The sequence below is a fragment of the Sulfitobacter sp. KMM 9851 genome (assembly GCF_057178245.1).
Map to the genome: position 1 here is coordinate 1,335,250 of NZ_CM169991.1, position 15,237 is coordinate 1,350,486.

Below are 15,237 nucleotides of genomic sequence, written 5' to 3' on the forward strand. Positions count from 1 at the left end.
GGAATTGATGTGCACCGTGGCGGCGGCTAAGACTGGGGCATGATTAAACATGTAATGATAGCTACGCTGGTTCTGGGCACGGCTGCCTGTGGTGACATGGGGGCCCGTCTGGGGTTGGGACAGGCGCGTAAAGACGCGCCCGCCGCCCCTGCTGCCCCTACTGCCGCGTCAGAATCGATGACCGCGCTGACACCGGCGGCGGCCCCGGTGCCGTCGTCATCCGCCACCACGGTCGAGGCGCTGGACACCACCACGCCGGAACAGCGCGCAGCGGCGACGCGGGCACCCAGCACGGCGGGCAAGGCCTTGGGCAAGACCGTGGTCAGTCTGGGCAGTCCGACCGAACCGGGGTTGTGGTTGAAAACGCCACTGGTGCGGGCCGAAACGGCGGGACGGGTGACAAACCCGGCCAATGGCAAATCCGCGGCTGTGATGCTGATCCCGATTGAGGGGCCGGCCACTGCGGGCAGCCGGATGTCTCTGGCGGCTTTGCGATTGATCGACGCGTCGCTGGCCGATCTTACGACTGTCGAGGTGTCGACGGGGGAATAGGACGGCGGAATAGATCGCAACGCTTGCGCGCTGCGATCTGTCGGGGCTCTGCCCCGAACCCCGAGGGTATTTATGACCCAAAAAAGTAAAGGGGGACTAGGCTGCGCTGTCGGATTTCTTCAGCAGGCGCAGCGCTTCTTTGACCGCGAAAGGCTTCATGCCTGCGCCGTGGGCGTCGATAAAGGCCAACGTGCGGTCCGGGTCGTGTTTGGACAGGTCGCGCAGCCAGGAGCCGATGGCCTTCTGGATGAACCATTTATGATCAGGCACCAATGTGGCGGCCCAGCCGAGGATGCGGTCGCGTGCGGCCAGATCGTCAGGTTTTGGGTTGTTTTGTTTGGTCCAAGGCAGCGTAGAGACCAAAGCGGCGCGGCGGGTCCATAGGTGGTCGGACGTGATCCAGGTCTCGACCTCGTCCAGACGGGACGGGTCGGCCACCAGCCGTTTTTGCGCCGCCATGCTGGCGTGATCGGCGATGGCCCAACTGTCAAACTCGGGCGTCCAACTGGCGATCAGCGCCCATGCGGCGCTGTCGTCGGGGCGGATGCGGGCCTGAGTCAGTATTTTCGCGGCAGCGAGGCGCGCCTCGAAAATATCGGTCTGCCACAGCGCCTCGGCCAAGGCCACACGCGCCTCTGGGTCCAGCGTGTCACGCCAGCCTTGGGCCAGGTCGTTGATCTGCGGATTGGTCAGCCCCAGATAGACGCGGTCCGCCTTGTGGTAGGCGCGCATCTGTTCGGCGCGCGCCGGGTCCGTCAGGGCGTGTAATTCTTCCAGGGCTGGCTCAAACATCATTCCACCGTGACTGATTTTGCAAGGTTGCGGGGTTGGTCCACGTCCGTACCCTTTGCGACGGCGGTATGATAGGCCAAAAGCTGTGCCGGCACCGCGTAGAGGATCGGGGCGAGCGCATCGAAGATGGCGGGCATTTCGATGCTGGCCCAGACGCCTTCGCTGGCCTCGGCCAGACCTTTGGCATCAGAGATCAGGATCACCTTGCCTTTGCGCGCCATGACTTCTTGCATGTTGCTGACCGTTTTGTCGAACAGCGCATCGCGCGGGGCCATGACCACCACGGGCACGTTTTCATCGACCAGCGCGATCGGTCCGTGTTTCAATTCACCCGACGCATAAGCTTCGGCGTGGATATAGCTGATTTCTTTGAGTTTTAGCGCGCCTTCGAGGGCGAGTGGAAACATCTGGCCGCGCCCCAGGAACAGCACATCGCGGGCGTGGGACAGCTTGAGGGCGGCGGCGCGCATGGTCTCGTTCTGCTCCAGCGCGAGGCTGATCACGGCGGGCAGGCCGCGCAGGGCAGAGATGTGATCGGCCAATGTGTCATCGGTCAACGTGCCCCGGTCGCGCGCGGCCTTGAGCACGAGCATGAAAAGCACCGACAACTGGCAGGTGAAGGCTTTGGTCGAAGCCACGCCGACTTCGACGCCCGCGTGGATCGGCAAGGCCAGATCGCTTTCGCGCGCGATGGAGCTTTCCGGCACATTGACCACCGAAAGTATTTTCGCCGCTTTGCCATCGCAATAGCGCAGGGCCGCCAGCGTATCTGCGGTTTCGCCGGATTGGCTGACAAAAACCGCCAGCGTCCTGCCCGGAATCGGTGGCTCGCGGTAGCGGAACTCAGAGGCCACGTCGACCTCGACCGGCAGGCGGGCGATCTGTTCAAACCAGTATTTCGCGGTCAGGCAGGCATAAGAGGCGGTACCGCAGGCGACCATGGTGATGCGGTCGAAGTCATTGAAATCAATGCCATCGCCGGGCAAGGTGATGGTGCCGTCATGGGTCAGGTAATGACCCAAGGCCTGACCAATCACAGAGGGTTGTTCGGCAATTTCCTTGGCCATGAAATGCTTGTGCCCGGCCTTGTCTATCCGGGTGTTGTCGATCTGGATCGTCTTGATCGCACGGTTGGCAAGCGCTCCGTTCTGGTCCGTAATTTCGACCGTGGTGCGGGTGATGACGGCGCAGTCCCCTTCCTCAAGATAGGATATGCGGTTGGTCAGCGGGGCCAACGCAATCGCGTCGCTGCCGACGAACATTTCGCCGGTGCCATAGCCGATGGCCAGCGGCGAACCTTTGCGCGCGGCGATCATCAGGTCATCATGGCCGTCAAACAGGAATGCCAGGGCAAAGGCCCCGTCGAGCCGGGCGAGGGTTTGCTTGGCCGCGGTGATGGGATCAGCCCCTTGCGACATATAGTGCTGGGTCAGCAGGGCAACGGTTTCGGTATCGGTTTCGGTGACAAACTTTGTGCCATATTCTGCCAGCTCGGCGCGCAGCTCGCGGAAATTTTCGATGATGCCGTTGTGGACCACGGCAACCGGACCTGCCTGATGCGGGTGCGCGTTGGTGACGCTGGGCGCGCCGTGGGTGGCCCAGCGGGTGTGGCCAATGCCCGCTTTGCCTGCCAGCGGATCGTGGACCAGCAGATCGCTGAGGTTGACCAGCTTGCCCACAGCGCGACGCCGCGCCAAGGTGCCGTCATTTACCGTAGCGATCCCGGCACTGTCATAGCCGCGATATTCCAACCGTTTAAGCGCTTCGACCAAGATGGGGGCCGCTTCGTGATTTCCCAGTACCCCGACAATTCCACACATTTTTAGCTGCCTCTTTGTAGTTTGGCCTTTTTGGCCTTTAACATTTCGAACAATTTTTGCGCCATGCCCGGTTTTTCGATCTGCGGCGCGCGCGACAGCGCCAGCGCGTGCGGCTCTACGTCCGAGGTGATGACAGAGCCGCTGCCCGTCATCGCACCGGCGCCGATGGAAACCGGCGCGACCAGCATGGTATTCGACCCGATGAAAGCGCCCGCACCGATGTGGGTGTGGTGTTTCATCACCCCGTCATAATTGCAGGTGATCGTGCCCGCGCCGATATTGCTGCGCGCGCCGATGGTGGCGTCGCCGATATAGCTCAGGTGGTTGACCTTGGCCCCTTCGGATATCTGCGCGTTCTTGATTTCGACAAAATTTCCGATGCGCACGTCTTCGGCCAGTTCGGCGCCCGGTCGCAGGCGGGCGTAAGGGCCGACGATGCCGCCGCGCGAGACATGGCAGCCTTCCAGATGTGAAAAGGCGCGGATCGTGGCGCCGGATTCGACTGTCACGCCGGGGCCGAAAAACACGTTCGGCTCAATCAGCGTATCGCGGCCGATATAGGTGTCGCGGGCCAGGAACACTGTGTCGGGGGCCATCAGCGTCACGCCGTCTTCCATCAGCAGGGCGCGGGCGCGGGATTGAAAGGCGGCCTCGGCCATCGCCAGATCGGCGCGGGAGTTGACGCCCATGGTTTCTGCCTCGGGGCAGGTGACAACGGTGGCGCTGCGGCCTTCGGCACGGGCCAGCGCGATGATGTCCGTGAGGTAGTATTCCTGCGACGCATTGTCGTTGCCAACCTTGTCGATCAGGGCGAACAGCAGCTTGGCGTTACAGGCAATCACGCCTGAGTTACAAAGGGTTATGGCGCGCTCTTCGGCGCTGGCGTCCTTGAATTCGACAATCCGTTCCAGCGCATCGCCTTGCATCACCAGCCGCCCATAGCGGCCCGGATCAGCGGCGTCGAACCCCAGCACAACCACATCGTGATTGGCCAACGCCTCTTGCATCTTTTCCAGCGTTTCGGGCTGCACGAAAGGCGTATCACCGTAGAGCACCAGCGCCATGCCATCGAAATCGTTCAGCGCGTCGCGCGCCTGTGCAACGGCGTGGGCGGTGCCGAGCTGTTCGGTTTGTTCGACCACTTGGGCATCTTCGTCAAAGGTGGTGGCGGCGGCGCGCACCAGATCAGCACCGTGGCCTGCCACGACAACTGTATGGCGCGGGGCCAACGTGGCGCCGGCGGCCATCGCGTGATCTAGCATCGGGGCCGAGGCGACCCGGTGCAGCACCTTGGGCAGGTCCGAATTCATCCGCGTGCCCTTGCCTGCGGCGAGGATGATCAGTGCAGTTTCCATGTATCTCTCTTTATGCTCACTCTTGCCTTCTCTTTACGCGCTTCGCACAAAGGCGCAAGGCGGCAGCCCATCAAACAAGATTGCGGGTTGCAACATCGCGGCAGTATTCATTGGCGGGCATCCGCCCAAAGGAGCATCCCTTGAAGACAGTGGTTTTTGATCTCGACGGCACATTGGCCGACACATCCGGCGATTTGATTGCGGCGGCGAACGCGTGCTTTCGCGACATGGGCGAGGGCGACGTATTGGTTCATGCCGAGGACGCAGGCACAGCGCTGCGCGGCGGGCGGGCGATGCTGACGCTGGGGATGCAGCGGCTGGGCCGCGCGGACGACACGGCGACGATTGATCAGTATTACCCCATGTTGCTGGAGGCCTACGCCCGCGACATCGACACCCATACCATCATGTATCCCGGCGCGATGGAGGCCGTGGCGGCGCTGAAGACTGCTGGTTACCGTGTGGCAATCTGCACCAACAAGCCCGAGGCGCTGGCGGAGCTGCTGCTGACGCGGTTGGGCGTGCGCGATGCCTTCGAGGCGATGCTGGGGGCCGATAGTATTGCGGTGCGCAAGCCTGATCCGGAGCATTTATTTGAAACCGCGCGCCGGGCGGGCGGTGATCCGGCGCAATGTGTGTTGATCGGCGACAGCGACACCGACCGCAACACCGCTAAGGCGGCGGGTGTGCCTTGTGTGCTGGTCACCTTTGGGCCGGCGGGGGGTGATATGGCGGCGTTGGAGCCAGAGGCCCTGTTGGATGATTTTGCGGATTTGCCTGCCCTCATCGAACGGTTGATCGGGCGCGCGGCGTGACAGAGGTTTTCAAGGGCAGTTTCACGCAGCAAGAGCCGATCCCCGAAGAGGCGATCGAGGCGGCGGTGGCTGTGATGCGCCATGGGCGTTTGCACCGCTACAACACGCTGCCCGGTGAAGTGGCCGAGGTGGCGCTGCTGGAGCAGGAATTTGCCGCGATGATGGGGGCGAAATACTGTCTTGCCGTGGCATCGGGTGGTTATGCGATGGCCACAGCCCTGCGCGCGGTGGGGGTTAAACCGGGCGACAAGGTGCTGACCAATGCCTTTACGCTGGCCCCGGTGCCGGGGGCGATTGCGGGGGTCGGGGCGGTGCCGGTGTTCGTGGGTGTGACCGATCAATTGGTGATTGATCTGAATGATCTGGCTGCCAAGGCCGATCAGGCGGATGTGCTGCTGCTAAGCCATATGCGCGGCCATCTGGCGGATATGGAGGCACTGATGGCGATCTGTGATCAGGCAGGGATCACGGTGATCGAGGATTGCGCGCATACGATGGGCGCGGCGTGGAACGGTGTGCCCTCGGGGACGCAGGGCAAGCTGGGGTGCTATTCCTGCCAGACCTATAAACATGTCAATTCTGGCGAGGGCGGGCTGTTGATCACGGATGACGCCGAGGTGGCGGCGCGGGCGATCATGCTGTCGGGGTCTTATATGTTGTACGACCGGCACGCGGCTGGGCCGGCGCCGGAGGTGTTTGCGACGATCCGGTACGAGACGCCCAATATCTCTGGGCGCATGGACAATCTGCGTGCGGCGATCCTGCGGCCGCAGTTGCGGGCATTGGACCAACAGCGCGTGCGGTGGAACGAACGCTATTCAGCGGTTGAGGCAGGGCTGCGCGACACGCCGGGCCTGACGGTGATAGAGCGGCCAGAGGCGGAAACCTATGTCGGATCGTCGATCCAGTTTCTGTTGAAAGGCTGGTCTGGCGAGGCGGTGGGCGACGTCTTGGGCCGCTGCGCGGCGCGGGGGGTTGAGCTGAAGTGGTTTGGCGGCGCGGAGCCGGTGGGCTTTACCAGCCGCTATGACAGCTGGCGCTATGTCGATGCCCCTGTGATGCCTGAGAGTGACGCGGTTTTGGCGGGGATTGTCGACATGCGGGTGCCGCTGACCTTTAGCCTTGAGGATTGCGCGCTGATTGCGCGGATCATTCGGGCGGAAGTATCGGCGGTGTATCAGGCGGGGTGAAAAAGGGAAAAAGGGGCTCTGGCTCACCATCCCCTCTGGTCTGGAGCCGCCATCACCTGAACCCGGCCTGTCAGCGGGCGCGCCGTTTGACCAGTAAAATCAACGTATCCCCGCGATGCGGGGCCCCGCGTGGATTTTTCTGGACAACCGCCGCGCCCGCTGCCCGTTGAGGCTCAGGCGACGGCGGCTCCAGACCAGAGGGTTAGAAACGTATCGTGCCGTGCTGGCCCATGTCGGGCTTTTCATCGGTCAGATGCGCCTTGGCGATCTCGTAGAGGAATTTCAGGCTGCCGTCGGTGGCCCAAACCTCGGCTTCGGTCAGGTCAAAGCGAACCAGTTGCACATCATTGTCCTGTTTGCCGTCTTCGAACCAGGCGCCCGCGATGGCATTCCAGATTTTGTCGAGTTCGGTCGGGTTTGTCACCGCCGATACATACCCGTCAATGCGCGCGTAGAGGGATTCGTCCTTGCTGGCGACGATATACTGCGCCGCCGTCCGGTTGTTGGCCGACTTGGCGATGTCGGTGCCCTTGGCAGTGATGAACCACAACGACGATGCTTTGTCGTCTTCGTCGATGTAGTGGCTCATCGGGACAGCGCGGGCGCCCTCGGTCGACAACATCCCGGCGCGGGTGTCTTCAAGGCGATCCCAAAACGTGTTTTTCAGGTCATCAGTCATTGCGTTCTCACTTTGTCATTCATGTTATAGCTGTTGAATGGCCAACACCGCAGAGGGCCTGCCGGTTCCAAAATGCTTGACGGAATCGGGGGGGCGCAGTAACTAATGAACAAGTGTTCAATAAATCGGGGGAGAAGACATGTTCAACGCCAGTATGAGTTTCGATCTGGGCGAAGATGTAGATGCGCTGCGCGATCTGGTGCACCGCTGGGCGCAGGAGCGGGTCAAGCCGATGGCGGCTGCGATCGACACCAACAATGAATTCCCTCCCGAGCTGTGGACCGAAATGGGCGAGTTGGGCCTTTTGGGGATGACCGTGGATGAGGAATTTGGCGGCACCGGCATGGGTTACGTCGCCCATACCGTGGCGGTGGAAGAAATCGCACGGGCGTCGGCATCGGTGTCGCTGTCTTATGGCGCGCATTCTAACCTTTGCGTCAACCAGATCAGCCTGAACGGCACACCTGAGCAAAAAGCGCAGTTCTTGCCCAAACTGTGTTCGGGTGAACATGTCGGCGCGCTGGCGATGTCCGAAGCGGGGGCAGGCTCGGACGTTGTGTCGATGAAGCTGCACGCTGAAAAGCGGAATGACCACTACCGGTTGAATGGTAATAAATACTGGATCACCAATGGTCCCGATGCCGACACGCTGGTGGTTTACGCAAAGACGGACCCGGACGCCGGATCAAAGGGGATCACCGCCTTTCTGATTGAGAAGTCGATGAAAGGTTTCAGCACGTCCAAGCATTTTGACAAGCTGGGGATGCGCGGTTCGAACACCGCCGAGCTGATCTTTGACGATTGTGAAGTGCCGTTTGAAAACGTGCTGGGCGAAGAAGGCAAAGGCGTGCGGGTGCTGATGTCGGGTCTGGATTATGAACGTGTGGTTCTGGCGGGCATCGGTCTGGGGATCATGGCGGCCTGTCTGGATGAAATCATGCCCTATATGGCCGAGCGCAAGCAGTTCGGGCAGCGGATTGGTGACTTTCAGCTGATGCAGGGCAAGATGGCGGATATGTACACCGCGATGAATTCGGCGCGGGCCTATGTCTATAGCGTGGCCAAAGCCTGCGACCGGGGCGATGTGACGCGCTCTGATGCGGCGGCGTGCTGTCTTTATGCGTCGGAACAGGCGATGGTGCAGGCGCATCAGGCGGTGCAGGCCATGGGTGGCGCAGGGTATCTGAGCGACAATCCAGTGGGCCGTATTTTCCGCGACGCCAAGTTGATGGAGATCGGGGCGGGTACGTCGGAAATTCGGCGCATGTTGGTGGGCCGCGAGATGATGGGGTCGATGTGAGGCGCTTTTTCCTGATTGCGGCGGTCCTGTGCGCCGGGCCTCTGGCGGCGCAGGATCTGGCGTATTCGGATGATCAGACGGCAAGCTGTCTGGCTGGTGCCAGTGATTTTGAGGCGCGCCGTGCTTGTATCGGGCTGTCGGCAAATGCCTGTATGGAGACCCCAGAAGGCGCAAGCACCGTGGGTATGGGGGGCTGCTTGAACTACGAATTGTCATTTTGGGACAAGCTGCTGAACGAAAATTACAGCGCGCGGATGGCACAGGCCAAAGCGGCGGATGCCGAGGCCGAGACCTATCAGCCCAACCTTGCGATACAGGCCGAGGCGTTGCGTGACATGCAGCGTGCTTGGATCGGCTTTCGCGATGCTGCCTGCGACTATGAGCGTAGCCAATGGGGGGGCGGCACCGGGGCTGGCCCCGCGACGCTGGGCTGTCTGATGCAGATGACCGGTGAACAGGCGCTGCATCTGGGGGCCGCCTATTAACAGGGCTCGCAACACGGTAGGAGACTGACATGACAGAACATTCCGACCTCATGGTGCATTGCATCACCTGCGCCCCGACCAGAGCCGGAGCCTAGGCACACGATGGGCGATTGGAACGCAGAGTGGCCTGTCTGGCAGGGCAATATGGCGGGGCAATGTCTGGCGCAGCCTGACGAGGCACTGGCGATTATTGATCTGACAGGGGCCGCGCGGCGCGATGTGAGCTTTGGCGCGCTGGGTGAGATGGTCGATGGTCTGGCGCGCGCGCTGAGGGCCAAGGTACAGCCGGGCGACCGCGTGGGTGTCTTGCTCAGCCAGTCGCCCTGGTGTGCGGCGGCGCATCTGGCGATCTGGAAAATCGGTGCAATTTCAGTGCCTTTGTTCAAACTCTTCAAGCGTGACGCCTTGGCCAGCCGGATTGGCGATGCGGGCTGTGTGTTGGTTCTGACAGACGCAGAAGGCGCTGACCTGTTGGGCGATTTGGCGATGCCCTGGATGGCGGCAGAGGTTGGCGTGCCGGGCGATCCGGTGGCATTTGCCGAGGTGGGGCCGGAAGATCCGGCGGTACTGATCTACACATCCGGCACCACGGGCACGCCCAAGGGCGCGCTGCATGGGCACCGGGTGTTGTCGGGGCATTTGCCGGGGGTTGCGATCAGCCACGACCATTTGGGGCAGCCGGGCGATTGCCTGTGGACGCCGGCGGATTGGGCATGGATTGGCGGGCTGTTTGACGTGGCGATGCCCGCGCTTGCGCTGGGGGTGCCGGTGGTGGCCGCGCGGATGGCCAAGTTCACCGTGGAGGGCTGTGCCGGGGTGATTGAGCAAGGCGACGTGCGCAACGTGTTCTTTCCGCCCACCGCCTTGCGGATGCTGAAGGCGGCGGATGTATCGCTGCCCGGTCTGCGGTCGGTGGCGAGCGGGGGGGAGCCCCTGGGCGCGGAAATGCTGGCCTGGGGCAGGCGCGCTTTTGGTTTGGATATCAACGAGTTCTATGGTCAGACCGAATGCAATATGGTCGCGTCGAGCTGTGGTGTGGATTTCCCCGCGCGGCCCGGCTGCATCGGCAAAGCGGTGCCGGGGCATGTGGTGGCGGTGATTGATGAGGCGGGCCAGTTGACGGATGGCGAGGGCGACGTGGCGGTGCGTATTGGCTCGCCTTCGATGATGCTGCGGTACTGGCAGAGGCCGGAGGAAACAGCGGCGAAGTTTCGCGGGGATTGGCTGGTGACCGGCGACCGTGGCGTCTGGGAGGGCGACTATCTGCGCTTTGTCGGGCGCGAGGATGATGTGATCACCTCGGCGGGGTATCGCATCGGCCCGGCCGAGATTGAGGACTGTCTGCTGACCCATCCGGGCGTTGCGACCTGCGGCGTGGTCGGCAAGCCCGACGCGCTGCGCACCGAGATCGTGAAGGCCTATGTGGTGCTGAAAGCGGGCGCGGACGTGGACGCGCGCGCCTTACAGGATTGGGTTAAAGAACGGCTGGCAAGCTACTCTTATCCAAGAGAAATATCGTTTGTGGAGACCCTGCCGATGACGGTGACGGGCAAGGTGATCCGCAAGGAATTAAAGCGTCTGGCGGCGCAGGAAAATGAGGACGTAATATGAAGTTAACATCACAGGCCCTGCCATCGTCGGAAAGCTATAAAGCCAATGAAATGGCGCATCTGGCGGCGCTGACTGAGGTCCGCGACGCGGCTGAGGCGGCCGCAATGGGTGGCGGAGAGAAATCGCGTGCCCGCCATGAAAGCCGGGGCAAGATGTTGCCGCGCGAACGGGTGGCGAACCTGCTCGATCCCGGCAGCCCGTTTCTGGAAATCGGGGCCACGGCGGCGCATGGGCTATATGACGGCGCCGCCCCCTGTGCCGGCGTGATCGCTGGCATTGGCCGGGTTCAGGGCCATGAGGTTATGGTCGTTTGCAACGATGCCACGGTGAAGGGGGGGACGTATTACCCCATGACCGTCAAAAAACACCTAAGGGCGCAGGAGGTTGCGGAAGCGAACCATCTGCCTTGCGTTTACCTGGTGGATTCCGGTGGGGCGAACCTGCCCAACCAAGACGAGGTATTCCCGGACCGGGACCATTTTGGTGCGATTTTCTACAATCAGGCGCGGATGAGCGCCAAGGGGATTGCGCAGATCGCGGTTGTGATGGGGTCGTGTACGGCGGGCGGGGCCTATGTGCCGGCGATGTCAGATGTGACGATCATCGTGAAAGAACAGGGGACCATTTTTCTGGCCGGGCCGCCGTTGGTCAAGGCGGCGACGGGCGAGGTTGTAACAGCCGAGGATTTGGGCGGCGGTGATGTGCATACGCGCCTGTCAGGCGTGGCCGATTATCTGGCCGAAGACGACGCTCATGCGCTGGCGCTGGCGCGCCGGGCGGTGGGGCAGTTGAACCGCAAGTTGCCAACCACGGTGGATTGGGCCAGCCCCGAAGAGCCTGCCTATGACCCCGCAGAGATGCTTGGCGTGGTGCCTGCGGACCTGCGCACGCCCTATGACATCCGCGAGGTGATCATGCGGCTGGTCGATGGCAGCCGGTTTGATGAATTCAAGGCCCGCTTTGGCGAGACTTTGGTGACGGGTTTTGCCCATGTCAAAGGCTGCCCGGTCGGGATCATCGCCAACAATGGGGTGCTGTTTTCCGAGGCGGCCCAGAAGGGCGCGCATTTCGTGGAGCTTTGTAGCCAGCGCAATATCCCGCTGGTTTTCTTGCAAAATATCACCGGTTTTATGGTGGGCCGGAAGTATGAAAACGAAGGCATCGCGCGCCATGGGGCCAAGATGGTGACAGCGGTGGCCACCACCAACGTGCCGAAGATCACCATGCTGGTGGGCGGGTCGTTTGGGGCGGGCAACTATGGCATGTCGGGGCGGGCTTATCGCCCCCGGTTCCTGTGGACATGGCCCAATTCACGAATTTCCGTGATGGGCGGCGCGCAGGCTGCGGGGGTTCTGGCGACTGTGAAACGTGATGCGATCGAGCGGGCGGGCGATACGTGGAGCGTGGAGGACGAGGCCAAGTTCAAACAGCCAACGATTGATATGTTCGAGGAACAGAGCCATCCGCTTTATGCCTCTGCGCGGCTATGGGATGATGGGATCATTGATCCGCGCAAGAGCCGCGATGTGTTGTTCCTGAGCCTGAGCGCCAGCCTGAATGCGCCGATCGAGCCGACGAAATTCGGCCTGTTCAGAATGTGAGGATGCACAAATGACACAGAGCTTGCAGCAGATCATCGACGCAAACCCCGAGGCGGAAACTTTTCGGTTCGGGGACAAGCCCGCGTTATGCGCCGAAATCCTGACCTTGGTCCGCAGCGGCAAAAAGACCGCCACCTGTGAGGCGGCGTCGGCCTATGGCAAGGGCGGCGATGCCTGGCCTGAGGTCGGCCGTCGCGACATCGCGTTGAACTGGGACGGCACACCTGCCGTCATGCTCGAAACGGTCGAGGTCACAACCCGCCGGTTTGATGAGATGGACGAAGAATTTGTCGCCGCACAAGGCGAATTTCGCGATCTGGCGCATTGGCGCGCCGGGTATGAGGCATATTTTCGCCGCACGGGTGCGTTCGCCCCGGACATGAAAATCATGTGTGAACGCTTTAAGCTGATAGAGGACTACGCCTGATGTTTGACACGATCCTGATTGCGAACCGGGGCGAGATTGCCTGCCGGGTAATGGAAACGGCGCGTGCTATGGGCGTGCGCTGTGTGGCGGTGTATTCCGATGCCGATGCGGGTGCGAAACATGTGCAGATGGCGGATGCAGCGGTGCATATCGGCGGCTCAGCCCCGGCGCAGAGCTATCTGCGCGGCGATGTGATCATTCAGGCGGCCTTGGACAGTGGCGCACAGGCGATCCATCCGGGCTATGGGTTTCTGAGCGAAAACCCGGAATTCGTGGATGCGGTGGAAAAGGCGGGGTTGGTCTTTATCGGGCCGTCCTCCAGCGCGATCAGGGCGATGGGGCTCAAGGATGCGGCCAAGGCGCTGATGATCGAAGCCGGGGTGCCGGTGGTGCCGGGCTATCACGGGGCGGATCAGGACGATGCGCTGCTGGCCGAGGAAGCGGGCAAGATCGGCTATCCGGTCTTGATCAAGGCCGTGGCCGGGGGCGGCGGCAAGGGGATGCGGTTGGTTGAGGAGGCATCGGGCTTTCAGGCGGCGCTGGACTCGGCCCGGTCAGAGGCCAAGACGGCCTTTGGCAATGCGGATGTCTTGGTTGAGAAGTTCGTGACCAAGCCGCGCCATATCGAGGTGCAGGTGTTTGGCGATGGCACCCGAGCGGTGCATTTGTTTGAGCGCGATTGTTCGTTGCAGCGGCGCCATCAGAAGGTGATTGAGGAAGCCCCCGCGCCGGGGATGACAGAAGAAATGCGCGCGGCGATGGGGGCGGCAGCGGTGCGTGCGGCAGAGGCGATTGGCTATGCCGGGGCCGGGACGGTGGAATTCATCGTTGACGGGTCGGGCGGGCTCACGGCCGATGGGTTTTTCTTTATGGAGATGAACACGCGCTTGCAGGTCGAGCATCCGGTGACGGAGCTGATCACCGGGGTTGATCTGGTGGAATGGCAGTTGCGCGTGGCGGCGGGGGAGGCTTTGCCGAAGCGGCAGGAGGACTTGGCGATTGACGGCCATGCCTTTGAGGCGCGGCTTTATGCCGAGGATGTACCGAAGGGGTTTTTGCCTGCGACGGGGACATTGACGCATCTGGAATTTACGCCGCAGACGCGGGCCGACAGTGGCGTGCGCGCAGGCGATACGATCAGCCCGTTTTATGACCCGATGATTGCCAAGGTGATTGTGCACGGGCCTACGCGTGATGTGGCCTTGTCGCGGCTGCGTGCGGCACTGGCGGGCTGTCAGGTCGGCGGCACCGTGACCAATCTGGCGTTTTTGGGCGCGCTGGCGGGGCATCGGGGGTTCGCGGCGGGCGATGTCGATACCGGGCTGATTGCGCGTGATATTGACGCACTGACAGCGCAGCCCGAGGTGCCGGCACGTCATGTGGCGCTCGCCGGTATGGCGGCGCTGGATCTTTTGGCGCCTGAGGGCGAGGCCGGGTTCAGCCTGTGGCGGCCTTTGCGGCGGCAGGTGATGTTGGGCTGGGGCGAGGATGAGCAACTTTTGAAAGTGCGGGTTCTATCGGCGGACAGCCAACTGTGGACCGTCGAGGGGACGGAGGTGCGCGCCGAGCGCATTGGCGGGCGTTGGCAACTGGACGGTCATGTGGCACCAGTGGTCACGCGGGCAGGGGATGTTGTCACGGTCTTTGACGCCTATGGGCTGGTCTTTGATGTGATTGACCCGCTGGCCCGTGCGGCGGGCGCCCATGGGGATGGCAATATCATCGAGGCCCCGATGCCGGGGTTGCTGCGCGCCGTGGATGCAAAAGTAGGGCAGAAGGTCGCCAAGGGCGACCGTCTGGCCGTATTGGAGGCGATGAAGATGGAACATGCGTTATTGGCCGCGCGCGATGGTGTCGTGGCCGAGGTTCTGGCGGCAGCAGGCGATCAGGTTGAGGCGGGCGCGGCATTGGTGCGTCTGGAAGCGGAGGCGGAGGCTGCGGCATGATCACCTTGCATCACTGCCCGCAGACCCGATCTATGCGCACGCTCTGGCTGCTGAATGAGCTGGATATCGAATTCCAGGTCAAGATGCACGCCTTTGACCGCAGCCTGCGCGACCCGGAATTTCTAAGCCTGTCACCTGCAGGGCGGGTGCCGGCGCTGGAGATTGACGGTGAACGGATGTTCGAGACCGGGGCGATCACGCAGTATCTGTGCGAGCGCTACAGCCCCGATCGCATGGGGCGTTCGGTCGGCAGCCCCGACCGGATGGCCTGGCTGGTTTGGGTGCATTTTGCCGAAACCGTGAGCCAGCACACGGCGGCCCTGACCCAGCAGCATATTGCGCTGTATGATGATGCCATGCGCAGCCCCATTGTGATGAAGCTGGAGGCGGCGCGGATTGCAAAATGCTACGATGCGCTTGAGGCGCGCCTGAGCACCCCGGTGGAGAACCGCGATTACCTGCTGACCAGCGGCTTTTCGGCGGCGGATATCTCCGTCGGGCAGGCGGTGTATATGGCGCGCCATTTCGTAAGCCTGGAAAATCACCCTTCGGTCGCGGAATGGTATGAACGGATTACGGAGCGTGCTAGCTTTGGAAAATCGCTGCCTGAGGGAGCAGGGCTTTACGAGCGTGATTTTTATCCTCCTTGGCCGGTGGAGTGAGA

At 62.2% G+C, this 15,237-nt stretch carries 14 protein-coding genes; 10 read left to right on the forward strand and 4 right to left on the reverse strand.

Annotated features, from left to right (window positions below; translation table 11 throughout):
- Window positions 1–39 precede the first annotated feature (39 nt).
- Window positions 40–552: a hypothetical protein gene (locus tag AC1965_RS06520; RefSeq protein WP_483886478.1), complete on the forward strand. Its 513-nt coding sequence runs from the start codon at window positions 40–42 to the stop codon at window positions 550–552.
- 96 nt (window positions 553–648) lie between these two features.
- Here AC1965_RS06520 and AC1965_RS06525 read toward each other — a convergent pair whose 3' ends face one another.
- Genes AC1965_RS06525 through glmU form a run of 3 tightly spaced genes read right to left on the reverse strand, consistent with a single transcriptional unit; the run spans window position 649 to window position 4,519 of the window.
- Window positions 649–1,347 (reverse strand): DNA alkylation repair protein, encoded by a 699-nt coding sequence (locus tag AC1965_RS06525; protein WP_483886479.1) that lies wholly within the window; start codon window positions 1,345–1,347, stop codon window positions 649–651.
- A complete protein-coding gene (glmS, locus tag AC1965_RS06530; RefSeq protein WP_483886480.1) occupies window positions 1,344–3,164 on the reverse strand; it encodes a glutamine--fructose-6-phosphate transaminase (isomerizing) in 1,821 nt (606 codons plus the stop codon). The genes AC1965_RS06525 and glmS overlap by 4 nt, the downstream gene beginning before the upstream one ends.
- Window positions 3,165–3,166: 2 nt before the next feature.
- Window positions 3,167–4,519, reverse strand: coding sequence for a bifunctional UDP-N-acetylglucosamine diphosphorylase/glucosamine-1-phosphate N-acetyltransferase GlmU (glmU, locus tag AC1965_RS06535; protein ID WP_483886481.1), 1,353 nt, complete (start codon window positions 4,517–4,519; stop codon window positions 3,167–3,169).
- Window positions 4,520–4,659: 140 nt separating this feature from the next.
- On the opposite strand from glmU, the gene AC1965_RS06540 reads away from it, so the two are divergent.
- On the forward strand, window positions 4,660–5,334 hold the full coding sequence (locus AC1965_RS06540; protein WP_483886482.1) for an HAD-IIIA family hydrolase: 675 nt from the start codon (window positions 4,660–4,662) through the stop codon (window positions 5,332–5,334).
- Window positions 5,331–6,524 carry a DegT/DnrJ/EryC1/StrS family aminotransferase gene (locus AC1965_RS06545; RefSeq protein WP_483886483.1) on the forward strand — a complete coding sequence of 398 codons (1,194 nt, stop codon included), beginning with the start codon at window positions 5,331–5,333 and terminating at the stop codon, window positions 6,522–6,524. Before AC1965_RS06540 ends, AC1965_RS06545 begins: the two co-directional genes overlap by 4 nt.
- A 202-nt stretch (window positions 6,525–6,726) precedes the next feature.
- Here AC1965_RS06545 and AC1965_RS06550 read toward each other — a convergent pair whose 3' ends face one another.
- A complete protein-coding gene (locus tag AC1965_RS06550; protein WP_483886484.1) occupies window positions 6,727–7,203 on the reverse strand; it encodes a pyridoxamine 5'-phosphate oxidase family protein in 477 nt (158 codons plus the stop codon).
- 139 nt (window positions 7,204–7,342) lie between these two features.
- Between AC1965_RS06550 and AC1965_RS06555 the strand changes: the two genes are divergently transcribed.
- The 7 genes from AC1965_RS06555 (at window position 7,343) to AC1965_RS06585 (ending at window position 15,235) form a co-directional block, all read left to right on the forward strand.
- On the forward strand, window positions 7,343–8,503 hold the full coding sequence (locus AC1965_RS06555; RefSeq protein ID WP_483886485.1) for an isovaleryl-CoA dehydrogenase: 1,161 nt from the start codon (window positions 7,343–7,345) through the stop codon (window positions 8,501–8,503).
- Window positions 8,500–8,988: a lysozyme inhibitor LprI family protein gene (locus AC1965_RS06560; protein ID WP_483886486.1), complete on the forward strand. Its 489-nt coding sequence runs from the start codon at window positions 8,500–8,502 to the stop codon at window positions 8,986–8,988. Before AC1965_RS06555 ends, AC1965_RS06560 begins: the two co-directional genes overlap by 4 nt.
- Before the next feature lie 102 nt (window positions 8,989–9,090).
- Entirely contained in the window at window positions 9,091–10,599 is a 1,509-nt protein-coding gene (locus AC1965_RS06565; RefSeq protein WP_483886487.1) for an AMP-binding protein, read from the forward strand.
- Window positions 10,596–12,200 (forward strand): carboxyl transferase domain-containing protein, encoded by a 1,605-nt coding sequence (locus AC1965_RS06570; protein ID WP_483886488.1) that lies wholly within the window; start codon window positions 10,596–10,598, stop codon window positions 12,198–12,200. The genes AC1965_RS06565 and AC1965_RS06570 overlap by 4 nt, the downstream gene beginning before the upstream one ends.
- A 10-nt stretch (window positions 12,201–12,210) precedes the next feature.
- Window positions 12,211–12,627 carry an ASCH domain-containing protein gene (locus AC1965_RS06575; RefSeq protein WP_483886489.1) on the forward strand — a complete coding sequence of 139 codons (417 nt, stop codon included), beginning with the start codon at window positions 12,211–12,213 and terminating at the stop codon, window positions 12,625–12,627.
- A complete protein-coding gene (locus AC1965_RS06580) occupies window positions 12,627–14,573 on the forward strand; it encodes an acetyl/propionyl/methylcrotonyl-CoA carboxylase subunit alpha (RefSeq protein WP_483886490.1) in 1,947 nt (648 codons plus the stop codon). The genes AC1965_RS06575 and AC1965_RS06580 overlap by 1 nt, the downstream gene beginning before the upstream one ends.
- Complete coding sequence (locus tag AC1965_RS06585) at window positions 14,570–15,235, forward strand: glutathione S-transferase family protein (protein WP_483886491.1); 666 nt, start codon at window positions 14,570–14,572, stop codon at window positions 15,233–15,235. Before AC1965_RS06580 ends, AC1965_RS06585 begins: the two co-directional genes overlap by 4 nt.
- Window positions 15,236–15,237: the final 2 nt, after the last annotated feature.

Coding starts and splice junctions, on each gene's coding strand:
- AC1965_RS06565 (WP_483886487.1), top strand. CDS start 9,091: ATGGGCGATTGGAACGCAGAGTGGCCTGTCTGGCAGGGCAATATGGCG.
- AC1965_RS06555 (WP_483886485.1), top strand. CDS start 7,343: ATGTTCAACGCCAGTATGAGTTTCGATCTGGGCGAAGATGTAGATGCG.
- AC1965_RS06585 (WP_483886491.1), top strand. CDS start 14,570: ATGATCACCTTGCATCACTGCCCGCAGACCCGATCTATGCGCACGCTC.
- AC1965_RS06575 (WP_483886489.1), top strand. CDS start 12,211: ATGACACAGAGCTTGCAGCAGATCATCGACGCAAACCCCGAGGCGGAA.
- glmU (WP_483886481.1), bottom strand. CDS start 4,519: ATGGAAACTGCACTGATCATCCTCGCCGCAGGCAAGGGCACGCGGATG.
- glmS (WP_483886480.1), bottom strand. CDS start 3,164: ATGTGTGGAATTGTCGGGGTACTGGGAAATCACGAAGCGGCCCCCATC.
- AC1965_RS06580 (WP_483886490.1), top strand. CDS start 12,627: ATGTTTGACACGATCCTGATTGCGAACCGGGGCGAGATTGCCTGCCGG.
- AC1965_RS06550 (WP_483886484.1), bottom strand. CDS start 7,203: ATGACTGATGACCTGAAAAACACGTTTTGGGATCGCCTTGAAGACACC.
- AC1965_RS06525 (WP_483886479.1), bottom strand. CDS start 1,347: ATGATGTTTGAGCCAGCCCTGGAAGAATTACACGCCCTGACGGACCCG.
- AC1965_RS06570 (WP_483886488.1), top strand. CDS start 10,596: ATGAAGTTAACATCACAGGCCCTGCCATCGTCGGAAAGCTATAAAGCC.
- AC1965_RS06520 (WP_483886478.1), top strand. CDS start 40: ATGATTAAACATGTAATGATAGCTACGCTGGTTCTGGGCACGGCTGCC.